The sequence below is a fragment of the Thiocapsa sp. UBA6158 genome (assembly GCF_002423035.1).
In the GTDB taxonomy this organism is placed as follows: Bacteria; Pseudomonadota; Gammaproteobacteria; order Chromatiales; family Chromatiaceae; genus Thiocapsa.
In genome coordinates this window covers 14779-31906 of the sequence record NZ_DIUM01000070.1, presented here as the reverse complement: position 1 = coordinate 31906, position 17128 = coordinate 14779, and the positions used below count along the sequence as shown (strand labels likewise).

At 68.3% G+C, this 17128-nt stretch carries 9 protein-coding genes and 1 pseudogene; 8 read left to right on the top strand and 2 right to left on the bottom strand.

Features of this window, described 5'->3' with window-relative positions; translation table 11 throughout:
• Nucleotides 1-237: pseudogene (locus B4N44_RS10130) on the bottom strand (phosphoribosylformylglycinamidine cyclo-ligase); the annotation flags it as partial.
• A gap of 207 nt (nt 238-444) precedes the next feature.
• Here B4N44_RS10130 and B4N44_RS10125 point away from each other — a divergent pair.
• The 6 genes from B4N44_RS10125 to B4N44_RS10100 all read left to right on the top strand — a co-directional run bounded on the left by B4N44_RS10125 (nt 445) and on the right by B4N44_RS10100 (nt 11667).
• Complete coding sequence (locus tag B4N44_RS10125; protein WP_296700225.1) at nt 445-1002, top strand: CDP-alcohol phosphatidyltransferase family protein; 558 nt, start codon at nt 445-447, stop codon at nt 1000-1002.
• 274 nt (nt 1003-1276) lie between these two features.
• Nucleotides 1277-2776: a hypothetical protein gene (locus tag B4N44_RS10120; protein WP_296700221.1), complete on the top strand. Its 1500-nt coding sequence runs from the start codon at nt 1277-1279 to the stop codon at nt 2774-2776.
• A complete protein-coding gene (locus B4N44_RS10115; protein ID WP_296700218.1) occupies nt 2773-4644 on the top strand; it encodes an SrfA family protein in 1872 nt (623 codons plus the stop codon). Before B4N44_RS10120 ends, B4N44_RS10115 begins: the two co-directional genes overlap by 4 nt.
• Nucleotides 4645-4741: 97 nt before the next feature.
• Nucleotides 4742-7735, top strand: a complete 2994-nt coding sequence (locus tag B4N44_RS10110) for a virulence factor SrfB (protein WP_296700216.1) — start codon at nt 4742-4744, stop codon at nt 7733-7735.
• 16 nt (nt 7736-7751) lie between these two features.
• Entirely contained in the window at nt 7752-10520 is a 2769-nt protein-coding gene (locus tag B4N44_RS10105) for a putative virulence factor (RefSeq protein WP_296700214.1), read from the top strand.
• A gap of 13 nt (nt 10521-10533) precedes the next feature.
• A complete protein-coding gene (locus B4N44_RS10100; RefSeq protein WP_296700211.1) occupies nt 10534-11667 on the top strand; it encodes a hypothetical protein in 1134 nt (377 codons plus the stop codon).
• Nucleotides 11668-11731: 64 nt separating this feature from the next.
• Here B4N44_RS10100 and B4N44_RS10095 read toward each other — a convergent pair whose 3' ends face one another.
• A complete protein-coding gene (locus tag B4N44_RS10095; RefSeq protein ID WP_296700208.1) occupies nt 11732-13993 on the bottom strand; it encodes a hypothetical protein in 2262 nt (753 codons plus the stop codon).
• Nucleotides 13994-14285: 292 nt separating this feature from the next.
• Between B4N44_RS10095 and B4N44_RS10090 the strand changes: the two genes are divergently transcribed.
• Both B4N44_RS10090 and B4N44_RS10085 read left to right on the top strand, forming a co-directional pair.
• Entirely contained in the window at nt 14286-16313 is a 2028-nt protein-coding gene (locus B4N44_RS10090; RefSeq protein WP_296700206.1) for a vWA domain-containing protein, read from the top strand.
• Nucleotides 16314-16381: 68 nt separating this feature from the next.
• On the top strand, nt 16382-17110 hold the full coding sequence (locus B4N44_RS10085; protein WP_296700203.1) for an ABC transporter ATP-binding protein: 729 nt from the start codon (nt 16382-16384) through the stop codon (nt 17108-17110).
• The last annotated feature ends 18 nt before the right edge of the window (nt 17111-17128 follow it).

Below are 17128 nucleotides of genomic sequence, written 5' to 3'. Positions count from 1 at the left end.
CTTGAGCTTGGTGCCCACGCCGTCCGTGCCCGAGACCAGGACGGGCTGCCGATAATCGGCGAGCGGGAGCTCGAAGAGCGCCCCGAATCCGCCCAAGCCGGTGATGACGCCGGGTCGAGAGGTGGCGGCGGCGAGCGGTTTGATACGCTCGACCAGCCTGGCGCCGGCATCGATGTCGACACCGGCGTCGCGATAACTGAGGGATGGCGATGAGGACGGGGCTGAATCCTGCGTCACGCTTTGGCTCCAAGGGACGGGTTTGACCCGCTATTCTATACTGAGCGCACCTGGGTTTTCCGTCGCATTGCACGCCCCGCGCGGGTCGGTCGCAACGGCGAGTGTGCACCGCGACCGGGCATTGGTCTTGGACAGACGCCGAGGACCCGGCTAGCATCAACCGGACAGGCATCAAGGTTTGGTGCCCCCGGCGACCGGAGTGCGTACGTGCAGCTCAGGGATCTTCCAAACATCATCAGCGTCCTGCGACTCATCGCGGTCGCGCCCGTTATGTACTTGCTGTTGCGCGAGGAGTATGGATGGGCCTTGGTCCTGTTCGCCGCGGCGGGTGCGTCGGACGGCTTGGACGGTTATCTGGCGAAACGCTACGACTGGCGTACGCGTCTGGGAGGAATCCTGGATCCACTTGCCGACAAGGCATTGCTGGTCGGGTGTTTCTTGATCTTGGGTTGGCAGGGGCTGGTTCCGGTTTGGTTGGTGATTGCCGTGATCCTGCGTGATCTGGTGATCGTCACCGGGGCCGTTGTTTATAACTATCGTGTCGAGGCGGTCGAGGCCGCGCCCCTGCCGATCAGCAAGCTCAATACGGTGCTCCAGATCGTGCTGGTGGTGATGGTCATCACGGCTGCGGGGCCGTTCTCGCTTCCCGAAGGTCTGATCGACACGATGATCTGGGCCTGTTTCGCCACCGTCCTCGTCAGCGGCGCGCAGTATGTTTGGATTTGGGGCCGCAAGGCGCGTCAGCACGGTTGGCGGGAGCTTTGAGACCTCGGCGGCGGTGCGTGCCGCGTCCCGTGGTCCGCAGCGAGACCGATGAAATCAGCGAGACCGATGAAATGGCCGTCGTTCGCGTCAATCCGCGACCGGGTCTCGATCCCGCGTAGGTCGGGTTGAGCTGCGCGAATCCGACCTACGCGGGATGCTTTGCCGCAGCCATCGCACGAGCTTTCGCGACATTGTTCGGCAAAGCGGGCAGTCGGTAGACTCGCGTCCGATCAGGCCCGCCCCGCGGGCGAAGGGCAGTCCAAGGGAGACTCGGTTGGTACCATCACTGCGGGTCGCACGGGTCGACATCGGCGGTTATCGACTGCCGACCGAGGAGCTTGCCGGGCTCGACGACCTACATCGCAAGCTTCAGACCCTCATCCGCAGACATCTGCCGGGCGTCGTTGCATCGGTCTTCACCTTGCCCGTACCCTGCGCCGACGGCAAGACGGTCGACTGGTACAGCGATCTTCCCGGCCAGCCGACGCGGCTGGCGTCCCTGCCGGCCGCGCGTCGCGCCGCCATGAAGGCCAAGCTCGAGGAGCGGCTGGATGTCTTGCGCCGGCTCGCCGATGCGCTGCCGACGCGGGTGAAGGGCTCCGAGTCCATCGCCGCACTCCTGCGCGCCGCCACACGGTATCCGGACGACTCCCATGTCTATGTGATCGGCGACGAGCCCGTGCTCACGCTCTGGGGGTTCGTGCTGGTCGAGGAACCGAGGCGTGGGGGCTCGACTGGCCCCGTCCTCGCCTCGGCATCCGCGCCCGAGCCGCCTGTGCGGCGTCGCGACCGATGGGGTTGGGCCGTTGCGCTTGTGCTGATCCTCGGTGCCGGTTTCGCCGGCGGCGGCTGGTTCTGGCTCGATCGGCGCGAGGCTGACTCGCTCGACGCCGAGCTGCAGGCCGCGCTGGATGCGGCCTGTGCCGGGCCGGATCGGCTCGGGGCCCTTGCGTTGCGGATCGACAGACTCGATCCCGCCGGCAAGGGATTCGCGGATCTGCGCGAGCGGATCGCGGGCGAGCAGGCCCGTTGTGCCTTGGCCGAGTCGCTCGATCGCGAGGTGATTGCCGCCGATTGGGATTGCACGCGTCTGGTCGAGATTCGACAGGGTCTGGCCGGGGCGGACGGCGAGCGGCCGACGCCGGAACCGGATCTCGACCGCGAGCCCTTTGCCGGCATCGTCGCGCGGCTTCACCGGCGTGTGGATCTCTGTGAAAGGTCGACGCAAGCGGCGGCCGAGCTGGAGCGTCGGATCGGCAACTGTGTGGCGCTGGTCGAGCTGGGCGAGGCGCTCGGTCTGCGCGAGTCCAAGCCGGTGTCCGAGCAGGCGTCCGAGGCCGCGCCGGACGAGACGCCTTGGCGACCGGTCCGGGAACGACTGGCCGGTGAGCTTGCTCGCTGTGCCGAGGCCGATCGGCTCGTCGTCGCGCTGGATGCGGCATTGGAGGCGGAGGAGGGCGGTTGTCCCGCGTTGCTTACGCTGGATCGCGAGTCGGCGGACCTGGATGTCACCCGGCCACCGCTCGCGGCCCTCCGGGAGCGACTCGACGCCGAGCTTGCCCGCTGCGCCCGCGCCCAAACCTATCGTCAGAAGCTGGTGGATGCTCAAATGGACTGTGCCGCCTTGCGCACACTCGATCGCGAGCTGACCGCCGAGGACGCCGAGCGCGAGCCGCTGAGTACGATCCGCGGCCGGCTCGACGAGGTGCTGTTGCGCTGCGACACCCTGGAAAAACTGGAAAAGGCCGTCGGCGAAGGACTCAAGCAACCATGATCGGACCTTTACTGCGTAGCGGAACCTTGACCGACTATCATCCGCTCGGTGCCGTCGGCCACCCGGTGTATCTCGCCGCGGCCCAATTGCGCGCCGCCTTGGCCCGCCGGCTCGGCCCGGATCTCGCCGACAGCTTTGCCATCCCGCAGCGCAACGAGGACGGCGATACGCTGGATTGGTACGCCCCGCGCCCCGGCCCGGTCGTGCCCTGGAGTGCCGCGAGCCCGGAGGAGCGGCTCTCGGCTCGGAGCCAGCTGTTGGAGAGCCGCGCCCGGATCAACGAGCTTGCGCGCACCATGCAAGCCGATCCGCACCCCGAGCGTCAGGTCTTCGCCCGGCTGCTCGCCCATATCTTCAACTTCCCGGACGAGGACCACGTCTATCTGGTCGACGGCCGCCCGGTCGTGAGCTTTTGGGGCTTTGTCCGCGATCGCGAGGCGGTGGGCTCCGACCCCTTGGTGAACTTGGGACGGTTCGCCGCCCCGCCGACCGAGTGGTCGCTGGATCTGGCCGACGAGCCTCGGCAAGACCCGAGCCCGAATCCGGAGCCGGTAACTCGCCGCGCTCTCCCCTGGTGGATCTGGTTACCGCTCCTGCTGCTCGCGCTGGTGCTGCTGCTTCTCTTGCTCCTGCGCGGCTGCGTGCCCGACTCCGCGGCGCCCTTCGCCGAGTGGGCCCCGGAATGGGTCCCGGACTGGGTTGCGGAGGAGATTGCGCCGATCGTCTCGGAGCCGTCCGCCGAGGATAAGCTCCTGGTCGACCCATCGCTTCGGGACGAGTCGGTCCCGCGCGATGTGACGATCGAGCCCGGACAGCTGCGTGATCGCACCCTGATCGAGCGCGGCCTTCAGAGCGACCGAACGACCGACATCAGCTCCAGCTCGGTGACGGACGAGGACATCGCAGTGGACGAGACGAGGGTCTCGGGGAGCGAGTCGACAAGCGTGACGGACGAGACCGAAAGCCTTGCAGATGGGACATCGGTCTTGGACGACACGGTCGGAACGGATGTAGGGGAGGGTGACGAGGGGCAACCTCCGGCCATCGACGAGGAGCTCGATCCGAGTGCGTCCGAGACCGGGCCGATCGATGGCGAGTTTGCGGGCGCGGATGCCGAGCTGCCTTTGACCGATACGCCCCCGATCGACCCGAGCGTCGAGGCGCCCTTGCCGACCGACCCGGCGGCGGTCGATACCGATGCGGAGACCGGCATCGTCGATCCCGCGGCGGAGCCTGCGCTGTCCGATCCGACCTCAGCCGATGGCGGCGTGGCGCCGGAGGAGGAACAGGCGGCCGCGGAAGGAACTGCCGAGACGCCTCCGGGTCCGGACACCTCGGACGCCGTCTCGCCCGAGGAAGGCAGCGAGCCGCCGAGAGGTGAGGGCGATGCAATCCCGGCGGTGCCCGGTCTTCCCGGCTCGACCTTAGGCGAAGCCGAAGGCGCGCCCGGTACAGCACCGGCTCGGGGCGGCGCAGCCGGACCGAGCACTGCGCCCGGAGCGTCCACGTCGGGTCCGACCCCACAGGCGCTCGGCGGCCTGACCAGCGGCTGGCGCACGGCCACCTCCCTGCAGGACCCCAAGACCGGCCTGCCGATCCAGATGGAATACCGCACCCAAGAGGGTCAGGGCCAATTGCGACTCAAACGCCACGACGGCAGCATCTGCCGGAGCGACGCCTCCGCATCCGTGAAGGGCGAGCGTCTGGTGATCGACAGCAGCGGCGATATCCGCTGCGCCGACGGCACCAATTTCGGCCGGCCGAGCGTCGAGTGTGCGCCCGGCAAGGACGGTAAACCCGAGTGCGTCGGCCGTTATCCCGGCGGCGGCACCTTCTCGCTCGACGTGCAGGGCGCGGCAAGCGAATGAGTAAACCGCGCCTGCTTCAGCGCTCGTCTAGTCTGCCGAGGCCGACCCTATCCAAAAACATCGCATTCCGCGCCGAGCGCGGTTCAGGTCAAAGGCCATGCTCGCGAGACTGGTGAATTTCGAAACCAAGATGACGCTGATCGCCGACAGCGGCGTTCAGTTCCTCGACTTCGGCTTGACCCTCGCGTTGCGCAAGGCCCTGCCGGGCGAGTTCGTGGTGCAGGAGAGCAACCACTCGCTCGCGCGCCTGCTCTATGACGAGCGCACCAATCAGCTCTACTGGCCCGACCGTCCGGGCATTCCGCTGAAGTCTCAACTAAGCGTGCCGGTCGACGACTCGGCGCGCCTGCTCGACGGCATCTGGCTGCCGGTACCCGTGCTGCGCCTGCACCCGCCGAGGCGCTTTGCGGCCGGCCCCGAGACCTGGGCACGGTTGCGCCTCCTGGCCCTGTCCGCGGAGGAGGCCGCCGCCACCGATCACACCCATCGGCTGACCCTCGCCATCGACACCAATCTGCTGGCCGATGCCGAAGACCTGCGCTATCTGGCCCCGACCGAGGCCGATGTAGGCGCGGGTGCGGCCTTCGCCTTCGCACACCGCGCCCACGAGATCGGCTGGTTCCCGGAACTGCCTTGGGTGGCGGGCTGGATCCAAGAGGTCTTCGACGAGCGCGCCGGCCCGCGTCTGCGCCTGCCGCCCGAGGATGTGGAGGCGGAGCGCGAGCGTCTCGCCCACCATGCCCATTATCTGAATCTGCTCGCGGTGATCGGCGAGGCCGGCTGTATCCCCGAGATCAAGCTGCTCGGCAACAAGGCAACCGACGTGCAGCCGGCAGTGCCGGTCGACATGGTGCTGGACGTCGGCAACTCGCGCACCTGCGGCATCCTCATCGAGCAGCACGCCAAAGAGGGCGACGTGCTCGGACGCCGCTACGAGCTGGAGCTGCGTGACCTGTCCCAGCCGCAGCACCGCTACAACGAGCCCTTCGAGAGCCGCGTCGAGCTGGCCCAGGCGACCTTCGGCAAGGAGCATTGGGCGCACAAGAGCGGACGCGCCGGGGCCTTCCTCTGGCCGACCATCGCCCGCGTCGGCCCGGAGGCCGCGCGCATGGCCGGGCGTCGGCGCGGGACCGAAGGGGCCACGGGCATCTCCAGCCCCAAGCGTTATCTCTGGGACGAAGACCGCTTCGACACCGGCTGGCGCTTCAACAGCGCCTTCGTGCGCACCGAGATCGAGCCGATGGCCACGGCCGCACCCTTCTGCAATCTCATCAACGAGGTCGGCACCGCGCTCTACACCGTGCCAGAGGCCGACCGCATGCCGGTCTTCATGCCGCACTACTCGCGCAGCGCCATGATGATGTTCATGCTCGCCGAGGTCCTGACCCAGGCGCTCTGCCAGATCAACAGTCCGGCCCAGCGTCTGCGCATGCCCACGGCCGATCTGCCGCGTCATCTGCGCACCCTTATCCTGACCATTCCGCCCTCCATGCCCAAGCAGGAGCGCGATCTCTTCGCCGAGCGGATGCACCAGGCCGTCGGGCTGGTCTGGAAGGCGTTCGGCTGGCACCCCGAGGACGCGCCGATCGAAGGACCGGGCGCCGAGCTGGCCTGGCCGCCGTTCCCGAGGATCGAGGTGCGCTGGGACGAGGCGACCTGCAGTCAGGCGGTCTACCTCTACAGCGAGATCCAGAACACCTTCGCCGGGCGTGCCGAGGAGTTGTTCGCCATCGCCGGCCGAGTCCGCGATGTCGAGACCGGGGGACGAACCGCAGGGGAGGGGCCGCGCCTGCGCATCGCGACCGTGGACATCGGCGGCGGCACCACGGATCTCGTCATCAACGACTATCGGCTCGAAGGCGGTCGCACGGGTGCGAATCGCACCATCGTGCCCGAGCAGCGCTTTCGCGACGGTTTCAAGGTCGCCGGGGACGACATCCTGCTCGAGGTCATCGGCGCAACCCTGGTGCCGGCCCTCAAGGAGGCGGTGACCGCTGCCGGGGTCGAAGAGCCCGACGCCCTGCTGTCGCGTCTCATCGGCGCGGATCCCGTCGATGTCCAGGAGGGAATGCTTCGTCAGCAATTGGCGCTGCAAGTGCTTTACCCGGCGGGGCTCGCGGTGCTCAAGGCCTACGAGCGTTTCGATCCGGTCCAAGGCAGCGAGCCGCATACACTCGTGCTTTCCGAGTTGGTCGCCGAGATCAGCCCGGAGGGACCGACCGAGGCGGTCCTGGACTGGTTCGCCGGCGGCGTGCGCGACGCGACCGGCGGGACCGTCACCGGCTTTTCGCTGCTGGATTGCCCGGTTCGGCTCGATCTCGACCGCACCCATCAATTGTTCATGGAGGAGCGCCTCGAGGTCACCCGCGCCGTGCGCTCCTTGTGCGAGATCGCGCACCTCTACGACTGCGACCTGCTTCTGCTGACCGGGCGTCCGTCGCGTCTGCCGGGCTTTCAGGCGCTGGTGCGCGCACTCCTGCCGCTGCCGCCGGATCGAATCATCGCGATGCACGACTATCGCACCGGCGCTTGGTATCCGTTCAATCGACGCGGCCGCATCTCGGATCCCAAGACCACGGCGGCAGTCGGCGCCATGCTCTGTCTGCTCGGGCAGGGTCGTCTGCCTAATTTCTCTTTTCGGGCCAATGCCTTCCGCCCCTATTCGACGATCCGCTATCTCGGCATGATCGACCGTAATCGCATGATCAAGGCCGGCGATGTCTATTACAGCGACGTGGACCTCGACGACCCCGAGTACCAGTTGCCCGAGACCACCATCCCCATGACCGGGGTGATGCACATCGGTTATCGTCAACTGGCCGCCGAGCGCTGGGGTGCGCAGCCGCTCTATCTGCTCGACTTCGCCGAGGACGAGGTCCGCCGTCTGCTCTACACACAGGGCGGCGTGCTCCAGGTGCGGCTCGAGCGGATGCGCGGGGTGAATGCAGAACGGTTCCGAGTCGCCGCCGTGGAACTGGAAGGCGGACGCGCCTTCGGTCGCGGTGTCGTGGCCCTCAAGCTGAATACACTGGCCAGCATCGGGTTCGATCAGGACAGTTATTGGCTCGACAGCGGGTCGATTTTCAGGTGAGCGCGGAGCATCGCTGATGATGGGTGACACTCGAGATGTACGGGCAGCCGAGCTGATCCGTCGCAGCCGCGCCCTGTACGAAGGCAGCGGCGAGGCGATCGATTGGGTGGCCGAGACGCGCCGTCACTCCCCGCGGCTCGACCGCGAGTCCGACAGCCTGACCGACAAGCTCAGGCGCACGCGCAACCTCGCCACACGGCTCGGACGCGCGGCCGGGCGCTCGGTCAGCGTCGGCTTCTTCGGTCTGTCGCAGGCCGGCAAGTCCTATCTGATCTCCGCACTCGCGGCCGGGGAGAGCGGGGAGCTGGAGACCCAGGTCGAGGGCCGACGGCTCAACTTCATCCAGCACGTCAACCCGCCCGGCCACGGCAAGGAGGCGACCGGGCTGGTAACGCGCTTCACCCGCCGGGCGAGCACGGCGCCGCGAGGCTACCCGCTGGAGCTGTCGCTCTTCTCCGAGGTCGATCTCGCCAAGGTGCTCGGCAACGCCTTCTTCAACGACTTCGACCGCGAGCAGGTCGAGGTCGACCTCTCGCCCGGCCATCTGCGTCGACACCTCGCCGCCTTGCAGTCGCGCCGCACCGTCGCGCCCACCGGCGGCGTGAGCGAGGACGATGTGGTCGACCTGCTCGAGTATTTCGAGAAGCGCTTTCCCAAGACCACCGAGCAGCTCAAGGCCGACTATTGGCCGACGGCGATCGCGCTCGCGCCCTATCTGGAGCCGCCGGATCGTGCCGCGCTCTTCTCTGTCCTTTGGGGCGAGGTGCGCGAGCTGACCGAGACCTATCTGGCGCTGCGCCGGGGACTCGCCGAGACCGGCCACGCCGACGCGGCCTATGCTCCGCTCGCCGCGCTGGTGCGCACCGACGCGAGCGGCGAGCTGAGCCAGGGCGACAGCATCATGAACGTCGACATCCTCGAGCGGCTGGGGCGCGACGACGCCGACTGTATCGAGATCGTCCCGCGTCGCGACGGGACCCTGCTTCCGGCGGTCACGCTGCCGCGCTCGCTGCTCGCGGCACTGACCACGGAGCTGCGCTTCGTGCTTGCCGAGACGCCGCGCACCGGGCTCCTGGAGCAGGTCGATCTGCTCGACTTCCCCGGCTATCGCGGGCGTCTCGCGGTCGCGAATCTGGCCGAGGTGCGCAAACAGCTCCAGGACGATCAGGTCGACCCGGTCGCCCAACTGGTGCTGCGCGGCAAGGTTGCCTTCCTCTTCGAGCGCTACACCGACGATCAGGAGATGAATCTCCTGGTGCTCTGCGCCCCCTCGCACAAGCAAAGCGACGTCAAAGACCTGGGGCCGGTTCTGGAGACCTGGGTCCATGCCACGCAGGGTGCGGATCCGGCCACCCGCGCGCGCCGCGATCCCGGGCTGGTCTGGGCCTTCACCATGTTCGACTTCCGCCTCAACCCGGTCCCGAGCGAGACCGAGGACCTGATGCGCAAGGGCTGGGAGGGCATGATGAAGCTCGCTCTCCTGGAGCGCTTCGGCGCCTACGACTGGCTGCGCGAATGGTCGCCCGGCAAACCCTTCGACAACCTCTTCCTGGTGCGCAAGCCGCGTATGGCGACCGCCGTGATCGAGACCGACGCGACCGGCGAGCGGGCCATCCTGCCCGGCCAGCGCACGCGTCTCGACCTCTTGCGGCACACCTTCTGCGAGGATCCAACGGTCCGAAAGCATCTGGCGGACCCGCAAATGGCCTGGGATGCCATGCTCAGCTTCAACGACGGCGGTATCTCGCGCCTCGCCGATTATCTCGGCCGGGTCGCCGCGCCCGAGGGCAAGCTCGCCCGGATCGGCGAGCAGCTCGACGCGGGGATCGAGGAGCTCGTCCGGCACCGCTTCGGGCCCTATTTTCGCGCCGAGGGCGCGGCCGAGGTCGACAACAAACGCCGCCTGGCCGATCGGGTGGTCGGGGCGCTGCGTCAGCGACCCAATCGCTTTGCCGCCCTCTTGGGTGCCCTGCAGCCGCCCAAGGAGGGTCTGCGCGCGCTCTATCTACGTGTCGAGGAGTCGGCCGGCCAACCGGTCCCGGCGACCTCGGCTGCGGCGCCGGATACGGCCCGCCCTCCGGCGCCGAGCGGCGACGGCGGCCTGATCGATCTGGATGCCCTGCTCGGCGGGGCCGCATCAGGCTACCCCTCGAGCATGGAGCGTGCGTCGACGAAGGGCGGCGCGGATGCACCGCCCCCCGCGGCGGCCAACGAGAACGCCGCTCGCTTCGTCCGCGCCGTCCTCAGCTACTGGGTCGGTCACCTCAAGGCGCTGCCCGAGGACCCGCACTGGCTGCGCCACATGGGCCTGGAGAAGGGCGCGCTCGAAGACCTGATCGGCGAGCTGATCACCGGCGCCGATCGATCAAGCCTCGATCAAGCCCTCATCGGACTGATCGACAGCGCCGAGTCCCAAACCGCAGCAATGCGCTCTCAGCTCGCCGAGCGCCAGGTCTACGTCACCGCGTCGCGCATCAATCGCTTCGTCGATTACCTCGGCAGCGACGACCTACCGCCCGACGACCGCCCGCGCTCGCTGGTCGGGCAACAGCGTCCGGTCTTTGCTCCGCCGCCGCCGATCCCGCCCCGCGGCATGCCCGTGCTCCCCGAGAGCCCGGTGAATTTCCCCGCGCTCTACATCGTCGACTGGTTCGAGGCGTTTCGCGCGCTCGCCATCGCCAACGCCGGCCACGCCGCCGGGCGCGATATCTCGCCCGAGCAGAATGCCCGGCTCGGCCAGATTCTCGATCGGGTCGCCGGCAAGGCACCCGACCCCAAACGCTGACAGGTAGACCCCGATGGCCCTGAAGATCGATCTCCACCCGGCCGGTCCGGGCTCGGCCCGGCTGCTGATCGCAGGTGCACGGCCGAGTCCGGAGACGGTCTCACTCGCCCTGCAACGCAACGATGGGCGCTACCTCGGACTCGATCGCCAGTGGCAGGTCACACCGCACTGGCACCCCATCTTCACCGCGGAGCCCCTATCCGACGGCCTCAGGCTCACACTGGGTGCCGACTTGGTGGACAGCATCGTCGGCGTCGGCGGAGCGCCGTTGCGCGTGGCCGCCAGGCTCGACGGCGTCGAGGACGCCGGCACCCTGCGGATCCGCGGTGAGTTGATCGGATCCGGCGCCGCGGCACCGCGCTCGGCATCCAGGGATCCGTTGGAAGAGACCATCAGTGTCCGCAGACCCGGAGCCGAGTCCGCCCGCGACGCCGAGCCTGATTCCGAGACCGATGGCTTCTCGCTCGACCTCGAGGGTTCTGCCGATTCGCGACCGGCAACGGAAACCGCTGCACGCTGGCCCTGGTTCGTGCTCGCCGCCGTCCTGCTCTTGGCCGGAGTCAGTGTCGGCGCTTGGTGGCTCGGTTGGTTCGACGAGACGCCGCCGCTCGATACGGATGTGCCCCGGGTCGTCGAGCCGACCTCTGACAGACCGCCCGCCAAGATTGGCGAGTCGGGATCCGCGCAAACGGGCGAAACGGCACCCCCATCGACATCCGAGCCCACACTCACAGGCATCGCGCTGGCGAGCCGATTCCTTGCCGACGGACCGACCCCCGCAGCCATCTTCGAGCGCGCCGAGCAGCTCGAGCAGGCCGGCGATTGCCCCGCTGCCTATGCACTCTACAGCGAGGCCGCCAACGCCGATCCAAACTTCGCGGCACGCCTTGCGCGTCGCTACGATCCGCTCACCCATCGCCCCGGAAACTGCATCGCCGCCCCCGACATCCCCTACGCCATCGTCTATTACAGCGATGCTGCCGAAGCCGGCGACATCGAGGTCCAGCGCCGCCTCGGCCAGCTCATGGCCGAGCACGAGACCTCAGGGCCGACGCACGAGGCTGGGCTTGGGTGGCTGCGGAAGGCCGCGGCCGCGGGTGACGAGGAGGCCGCTGGAGCGATCGAGCGCTTCGGCGGGGTGCGGTGACTTCGACCGGATGGTCTGATCCGGCCGAAGCGAAATCTCTGTCGTGCCGTTTCTGAATCCTCGCCTATCGACGACGCCCGAGACACAGGTCGCTGCCGTTCCCGCTGCAGATCATGCGACCGCTCGCATCGTAAGCGGCATAGGACACTTGGACGATGCCGCGACCACGGCACCCGTAGAACAGGTCTCCGCGCCAGGTGTTGCGGCCGATCTTGCTTAGGGCGCAGTTGCGGCATCCGGGGTTGGTGGAGGTTACCCGGGCGACACGCTCGCTGGCCGGTGGATCGATAGTCACGATGTGTCGGACGCGGTCGCCGTCCCAGCCGGATGTCGGGTCGATGGTCAGGCGTCCCGTGCAGTCGCCGCGCATGGCGAAGGAGCCGCTTCCTTGGGGTGGCGGGGGTGGGGCAGGGGGCGTGTCAGTCGGTTTGGTGCCGGTCCTGATCTCGGGTGGCGGTGCCTGCGGGGGCGCTTGCGCAACGACGGGTTTGGGCGGCGGCGGGCGGCACGGGCCGATCCGCTCGTCGAGCGCTCGGCTGACCGGTCGCAACGTCGGGGCGGACTCGCGCTTGAGGTCGCGTTCCAGGGCAACGAGTCGGGTGCAGTCCGTGCCGGCCTCGGCAAGGCGTCGGGTGTAGCGCTCGATGCGATCGCAGTCGGCGATCGGCGACTTGAGTGCGCCCCGCGCCTTGGCGAAGCGCGGGTCGCCTTGCTCGGCGAGTCCTGCCGCCAGCGCGCGGGCCTTGGCGCAGTCTCCCCCGATGGCCGCGATCTGCTCCTCCAGGGCGTCGGCTTCGCTGCACAGCTGGAGCTCGGGTGCCAGACGGGTGCGGATGTCGAGGAAGCGCAGGTTGTTTCGGTAGGCATCGAGCCCCTCGGCCAGTGCCCGAAGACGGGCGCAGTCGCCGTTGGCCTCGGCGAAGCCTTGCTCCAAGTCGTTCAGGGCCGCGCATTGGCGCAGCGCAATGGCGAGCCTCTCTGCCACGGCGGCGAACGGCTCGCGGTCCCGGCCATGACGCGACAGGGTCTCGTCGAGTCCGGCGAGGGCCAGACAATCATCCTGGGCGCGGGCCAGCTCGCCCTCAAGATGATCGGCGAGGTCGCAGCGTGCGAGGGCCTCGTCCAGCCCGCGCCGGACCTTGAGCAAAGGTGGCCGGCCGGCGTCCAGCTCGACGAAGGCGGGGGCGGTCTCGCGCGCCAGGGTGCGCAGTGCCGTGCAGTCCTCCGACGCCTCGGCGAGCTGCGGGCCGAGTGTCTCGGCGAGCCGGCAGGCGGCAAGCGCGCGATCGAGTCCGAGACGCAGCGCGGCGAGCTCGCGCTTGGGTTCATCGAGCGTCGCGATCTCTTGGTCCAACGCGGCGACGGCGAGGCAGTCGCCCGCGACCGCATCAAGGCGTTGCGCGAGCCCATCGACCCGCGTGCAGGCCGCGATCCGCCGGTCCAGGTCGGCCTTCAGGGCGCGGAAGGGTTCGCGCTCGAGGTCGTAGAAGGCAAGCTCGGCGTCCAAGGCGGATAGATGATCGCAGGGCGGGTCCGTTGCCAGCCGTTCGGTGAAGAGCGCGGCCTCCTCGCAGATGCCGATCTCGGTGAGGACCGCCATGCGGATGTCCGCGTAGCGTGCGTCCTCGCGATCGATTCGCTCCAAGCGGGACGCGATCTCCAACAGGGGCGCGACCGGGTCGCAGTGGTTGGCCAGTGCGACGGCGAGATCTTCGCGCAAGCCTTCTTCGGTCTCCTGCAATTGCCAGAGCCAGACACCCAAGGCGAGACCGAGTCCCAGCGTCGCGAGTGCGATCAACCCCATGACCGGCACGATCCACACCGGTCGGCGCCGCGGGAGCGGCAGGGTCGCTGGATCCTGGGCACCGGCCGCGCGCGGCGGCCGGCCGGGGTCGGTGCCGCCCCAGGAGATCAGGACCGGGGCACCGCCGATCACATAGACCGCCTCGTCGCCCGGATAGACGATGGCGCGGGTCAGCAGCCGTGCGGGCGCGGGATCATCCGGCTCGCGGCGGGACAGCTCGTCGGCGAGACGGGAGATCGCGTTCAGGTGATCGTCGAGGACACGCCGCGCTGCCGCCTGCGCCTCGTCCGCCAGATCCAGTAACCGCCGCGGTTGTCCGGCCAGCGCGCTGGTCCAGGTGACTGCACCCGAGCCGTCGAGGGCGATCTCGGGACGGGCGAAGATGGCGGCCGTTGCGCCCGGTAGATGACGTCGCACGGTGCGGCAGAGTGCGTCGAATTGCTGCCGGGGATGATCCGGCGCCAGCCGATCGAGGGGCGGACCGGCGTAGATCAGGGTCAGGATACGAACCGATGTTGTCACCGCGTGCTCCCGAGCTGTCGGTTAAGACTGATTCTAATCCCTGTTCCGGGTGAACGGATTCGTTTCCGATGAGGCTTCCGCGTGTCCGCATATCGGTGTCGTCTCGACGCCGAGCGCCGATGGGTCTGACTCTCGCTTCGGCCAAGGTCTCGCTGGAGAATGGACGGAGTTTCGATCAAGGCCGATCCTGGATATGCTGCATACTCTGACGACGCGGAGCGGATCATCGATGTTTCCGCGTCGCGTCACGCGCTCTCGGAGCGCGGCAATGACCGGAGCCGGGATGACTGGAATGCACCTGAAGAGGCGCTTGAGCGTGTCGCTGCTGCTGGCCGCCGTGGTGTTGGCTGCAGCGCCGGTCTATGCCGAGCCGCCGACCGATCGCACGCCCATGCTGCAGGACGGGAAGAAGACGCTCTTTCAGCGCGTGCTGACCCGCCCCGGGGCGACGCTGAGCGAGCAACCGGGCGACGATGCCGGACGTCTTGTCGATGCCTTCTCGCGTTTCTACGTCTATGCCGAGACCGAGCGGGGCGGGCAGCGCTGGCTTGAGGTCGGGGTCGACATCAAGGGCAAGATCAGTGGCTGGCTCCGGGCCGGCGACACGGTGCCCTGGCTTCAGCAGATGGCCTTGGCCTTCACCAACCCGGGCGCCGCGCGCGAGCGCGCCTTGTTCTATGATTCCTGGGATTCGCTGAACGGCCTGTTGGCGCTGCCCGATCCGGCCGCCGAGGTCGGGCCGCTGACCCGCAAGATCGCCGAGGGCGGGCGCGATCCGCGCGTGGTCGCGATCGAGCCGGATCGCTTCATCGACATCAATTCGCGCTTCTATCTGCTGCCGATCCTGGACTTCGAGGAGGTCTTCACCGATTCGGGTCATCTGATGCGGGGCCTCAAGGTGGCCTCGGTTACCGAAACGGCGGCCGCGACGAGCACGCCGCCGTCGGACGACGGCGCCGGCCCGGTGAGCCAGCTCGGCAGTTTCCGCGCCGCGGTGGTCTTCATCATCGACTCCACGGTCTCGATGCAGCAGTACATCGACGAGGCGCGCGCGGCCGCCGAGCAGGTCTACAAACGGATCGAAGGCTCCGGGCTTCTCGACAAGGTCTCGTTCGGTCTCGTCGCCTTCCGCGCGCCCAGCACGGATCCGGCAAAGGCCAAATCACTGGAGTATGTCGCGCGGATGTTCGTGGACCCCGCGGAGGTCTCCTCGGGGCTCGAGTTCCTGACGCGCGCATCCAAGGTCACCGAGGCGAAGGTCTCGACCGACCGGTTCGAGGAGGATCCCTACGCCGGCGTGATCACGGCCTTGGAAGAGATCCCCTGGAATCGCTTCGGCGCACGCTATGCCGTGCTGATCACGGACGCCGGGGCGCTCGAAGGCGATGCCTCCACCACGGGTCTGCATGCCGAGCAGGTCCGTTCCGAGGCGGCCGAGAAGGGGGTCGCTCTCATGGTCCTGCATCTGAAGACCGCGCTCGGCAAGACCAATCACGCGGCGGCGGAGGCGCAGTATCGGACCCTGGCCAACAACGCGGCAATCCAGCGCAGCCTCTATTTCTCGGTCCAGGACGGCTCGGCGGCAGCGTTGGGCAAGGCGGTCGCAACGCTGTCCGATACCGTCATCGAGAGCATCGAGGCGTCGGCCCGCGGCGAGCTCGCGGTCGGCAGTGCGCGTGCCGCCACGGCCACCGCCAACCCGGCGACCCCGCCGGTGCGTCCTGCCATGTCGGACGACGCACAGACCGCCTTGCTGCGCGAGGCGACCCGAGCGCTCGGTCATGCCATGCAGCTGGCCTATCTGGGCCGGGAGGAGGGCACGCGTGCACCGTCGGTCTTCGAGGGCTGGATCAGCGACAGCGATCTCGCCGACCCCACGGTGCGTACGGTCGACGAGCGGGTGCTGATCACCAAGGATCAGTTGAGCGATCTGCACGGCATCCTCAAGCAGATCGTCGATGCCGCGGATGCCGGGATGTTGAAACCCGACGCCTTCTTCGACAGCCTGCGCTCGATCGCTGCCCAATACGGGCGCGACCCGGCACTCGCCGTGAGCCCGCAGGCGACCAAGCTCGCTGATCTTGGTCTGCTCGGGGAATATCTCGACGGCCTGCCCTACAAGAGCGACGTCATGACGCTGGATCAGGACACCTGGTCGCGCTGGGGCACGCAGCGTCAGTTCGAGTTCGTCAGCCGGCTCAAGGGCAAGATCAAGCTCTACGAGCGCTACAACGCCGACACGGATCGTTGGGTGAGCCTGGCCGAGGGCAGCCCGGCGGGCGAATGGGTCTATCCGGTGCCGTTGCGCGATCTGCCCTGATGTGTCCGTGGATGACGCCTGTCGATACCATGCACGATCGGGAGAGCCTGTCCGATTCTCCGGATTCGATGACCGCTAACCCCCTGATCGAGGCGACCGGACTGGGCTATCGCTACGGCCAAGGCAGCGGGTCTTTCGAGGTCAGTGTGCCGCGCTTGAGCATCGTCCGCGGCGAGACGCTGGCGATCACCGGCGAAAGCGGCAGCGGCAAGAGCACGGTGCTGGAGCTGCTCGGACTCGCCGTGCCGCCGTTGCCGGGGGCGCACTTTCTCTGGCATGCGGCGGCGCCGGTGGATGTGGCTGCGCTGTGGCGCGACCGCGCCGAGGGCGCACTGGCGCGGATGCGTGCACGCTCGATCGGATTCGTGATGCAGACCGGTGGGCTCTTGCCCTTCCTCACCGTGCGCGAAAACATCGGCATCAACCGCCGCCTGCTCGGGTTTTCGGCCGAGGATGCGCGGATCGCACGCCTGCTGGCGGCGCTCGAGATCGGTGCGCTGCTGGACCGGCGACCGGCGCAGCTCTCGGTCGGGCAGCAGCAGCGGGTGGCGATCGGGCGTGCACTGGCCCACGGACCGGCTCTGGTGCTGGCCGATGAACCCTCATCGGCACTCGATCCGCGGCTCGCGGACCGGGTGCTCGGGCTGCTGCGCGATCTGGCGGTCGAGAACGGGGCCGCGGTGGTGATCGCGACACACGAGCAGGGACGCGTGCGCGCGCTCGGGCTCCGCGAGGTCCGGGCGCGTCCGCTCGATGCGCCCGACCGGCTCGGCTCCTGCTTCGAGGACGCGCTTTGAGCGGGTGGGTCGGACCTC

Bases quoted from the DNA above. Each gene is read 5' to 3' on its own strand.
- B4N44_RS10090 (WP_296700206.1), top strand. From the start codon at position 14,286: ATGCACCTGAAGAGGCGCTTGAGCGTGTCGCTGCTGCTGGCCGCCGTG.
- B4N44_RS10110 (WP_296700216.1), top strand. From the start codon at position 4,742: ATGCTCGCGAGACTGGTGAATTTCGAAACCAAGATGACGCTGATCGCC.
- B4N44_RS10105 (WP_296700214.1), top strand. From the start codon at position 7,752: ATGATGGGTGACACTCGAGATGTACGGGCAGCCGAGCTGATCCGTCGC.
- B4N44_RS10100 (WP_296700211.1), top strand. From the start codon at position 10,534: ATGGCCCTGAAGATCGATCTCCACCCGGCCGGTCCGGGCTCGGCCCGG.
- B4N44_RS10115 (WP_296700218.1), top strand. From the start codon at position 2,773: ATGATCGGACCTTTACTGCGTAGCGGAACCTTGACCGACTATCATCCG.
- B4N44_RS10085 (WP_296700203.1), top strand. From the start codon at position 16,382: ATGACCGCTAACCCCCTGATCGAGGCGACCGGACTGGGCTATCGCTAC.